A 2,945-nucleotide genomic window follows, 5' to 3' on the forward strand; every position below is an offset into this window, starting at 1 on the left:
TTCGGCATAGATCACCTGAAAGGTCTCCCACTTGCTGCCAGACGAAACCGTGATCATCTCGGGCGCGGACGCGATCAACCGATGTCTCAACAAGGTGGCGCCTCTAGATAGAGCTGGCTAAGTGCTCTCAACTGCGAGCGCCACCAGCAGGTTAGGTACTGCGACCCATGCTTACGAAGCCATGGCTTCTCGCCAAAAGGCGCGCCTTGCGTTCAACCCAGTTGTAAACGCGAAACGATGCAACACCGAAGCCAATGGCGACGAAAAATGCCAGCCACGGCATTGGAGTATGAAACAGCCTGATGATGAGTGATTTGACCTGGCCGTGGCTCAGATACATGAACATCGATGAACTGGCGATCTCGGCGACTATCGTTTTCGCCAGAGGGGGAACGGTGATTTCGGGCCAGAAAAGCAGCAACGCAACACCGCTGACGATGTAGCCGCTGGCCGAGGTCAGACCGTGATGCAACAGCGTAGCAATGGTCACAATCACAAATGCCCAAACACAATTTCGAAGACTACGCGCGCTAGCCATCAGCATGCCGGCGGCAAGCGTCCAAAGATACCAGATCGGCGTTCTGTGGTAGAGGTAATTCGTGTCCCACAGTTGGTCCATCAGCCAACTCATCGCCATTGCAAGCACAATGAGGACCGTACAACTGACCATTGGCCTTGTGCGTAGCGAGTTTCTCACCGTCGCAAAGGATAGAAGGAGGGCGAGGAGCAGCAATAGCTGCATGTAGATTTCCGCAAAATATTCTGTGGCGACGTGGTAATCCTTGGGATCAAACCAGTTTGAGATAAGAAGAAGCGGTTTCGGCTCTAACCTCTGAGCTAGAAGCTGCATCAGGGCGACGACGAGAAAAGTCGGGATAGCCACACGTATGATCGTTCCAAACAATGTGTCGACCCTCCCGGTCCTGCTTATTTCCGGCCACTGAAACCGCATGACGCTGTAGCCACATAGCATAAACAAGAAATAAGCGGCGCCCCAGTTCCTGCTGTAGACGAAAGTATCGAGGTGCAGCGCAACGATGCAGATCATGAAGAAAGCGCGCGCAAGCGTTGCGGATTCCAACCGGCGCCAGTGAAATTTCTCGCCGGTTGTAGTGGATTTTCCCAGCTGCGCCACCGTCATCGATTCCCACCCCTCGGGTAGCGGCCCAAAGCGATCCTCAAATCCGATCGAAAACTGTATATAACTGAGCGAGTCTCCGCCCATGCTGTCGAAACTGTCCTCTAAGCTGATCTCGCGCCCAGGAAAAAACTGCTCGAAAAAGCCTCGCACGTCTGCAGAGCACATCAACGGATCGGTAACAGGCTGGATTTTGGTTGCTTCCTCACGAATGAAGTCTTCGGTCAAGAAACGCCGTAGCGGCTTGCCTGTCGCGGTCCGCGGAATGGTCGGTACGACCCTCACATGCAGCGCATTTCCTGCGAGCAGACCAAGCTCCGTCAGCGCATCATTCGAAGCAGCATGAAGTTGCTCAACGGTGAGATCCGTGGACTCGGCGGCAACGAGTACGCCGTCTCCGCGCAACGCGTCGGGTATTTTGGCTACGACGATGTTGCCCAATTGCCCCACGAGCTGGCTGATGCGTGCCTCCAATATGTTCGGCTCAATCTTCACGCCGCCGCTATTGATGATGTCGTCGGCTCTGCCTTCATAATAAAGATAACCATCCTTCATATGACCGAGATCGCTGGTCACTAGCCACCCCTCGGGGTCTTTGAGGTCAAGCAGCTGATCACCGTCGAAGCGCCAGGAAGCCACGTGCGGACCGCGAATTCTAATGAGCCCATCTGATGAGATATCGACCTCTGTCTTGCCGACTGGTCGACCTACGGATTCCAGTAGGTCGTCCGGTACGTCTGAGATCTTCAGGAAAGTGGTGCGGGACGCCTCAGTGAGGCCGTAATGCTGAACGATGCGCGCATTGGGAAACAGTGCGCGAACCTCGCGCTTCTCGGCACCGGTCATGTATTGCGAGCCGATTTCCAGCCAGAGAAGTTTCTTGCCCGCATCGCGGATGACGCCCGGCGCCTGCAGTATAAGCCGCAAAAGTGTGGGCACGGCGGAGAGTGCGTTGACCTCACCCGATTTGAGCATGCGCGCAAACTCGAGGGGGTCAAAGCCGCGTGGCGGCAAAAAGGACTGGCCACCAACCGCGCTTATGGCCCGTACGCGGGCCATGCCAAAACTGTAGATCACCGGCACACCAACATATTCTCGTATCCTAGAGGTCAATCCCATCTGATCGATGATCCGCTCCGCCGCATCCGCCAGATTGGAGTAGGTCAGCACGATGCCTTTTGGCTTGCCCTCCGTGCCAGAGGTATAAGTGACCTGCGCCGGTCGATTGTCGTAGATCAGTGGATGCCTTTCGGTGAACCATCCGCTCCCCTGTTCGGGTACGACGCAGCGCGTTATGTCGATTCCAGTTAAGGCGCTGGCGACAGACTCGTCGGGTACGTTCACCAGTGTCTCGCGTGCCTGGTTGAGGGCAAATGTATTCTCGAGATAAGACAATGAATTGCGCGTAACGAGCGCAGTAGCCGTTAAATTCCGATGACGCACTCTAGGCACCTATCTCACAGTTATAGCTCTTATAACTGAGATCTACCGGCACCGCCTACGTCTGCGCAATTCCGACTAATGCAGGCTCGGCTACACCTAAAGGAGGCCAGAGAGGCCGCCCGCGTTACCAATGAGGAAAGCTGCTGAAAAGGGCGCTTGAGGGACGTGCGATTCGATGATGCAACGGAGGTAAATCGAAATGCGGAACTGGCTCGAGGGCCTTGATGACCCTGTCGGGGGCTTCGGTCAGAAGTTCCAGGAGTTCAATAAGCCAATGGGCAGCGGTTAGTGGTTCACGTGGTGCATCGACCAGCGCTGTTCCTATGGCTTCTTCCCTGGAGTCCTGACGGTATGCATCTATCAG

General features: G+C 55.3%; 2 protein-coding genes. Both read right to left on the minus strand.

Translation table 11 applies throughout. The features are described from left to right. Positions 1–151 precede the first annotated feature (151 nt). Positions 152–2,482: an AMP-binding protein gene (locus GQ59_RS30265; protein WP_244448103.1), complete on the minus strand. Its 2,331-nt coding sequence runs from the start codon at positions 2,480–2,482 to the stop codon at positions 152–154. Between the two features lie 223 nt (positions 2,483–2,705). Then, a partial coding sequence (locus GQ59_RS32920; protein WP_207642202.1) for a hypothetical protein occupies positions 2,706–2,945 on the minus strand: 240 nt, incomplete at its 5' end.

It is taken from the genome of Neorhizobium vignae (assembly GCF_000732195.1).
Taxonomy (GTDB): Bacteria; Pseudomonadota; Alphaproteobacteria; order Rhizobiales; family Rhizobiaceae; genus Neorhizobium; species Neorhizobium vignae.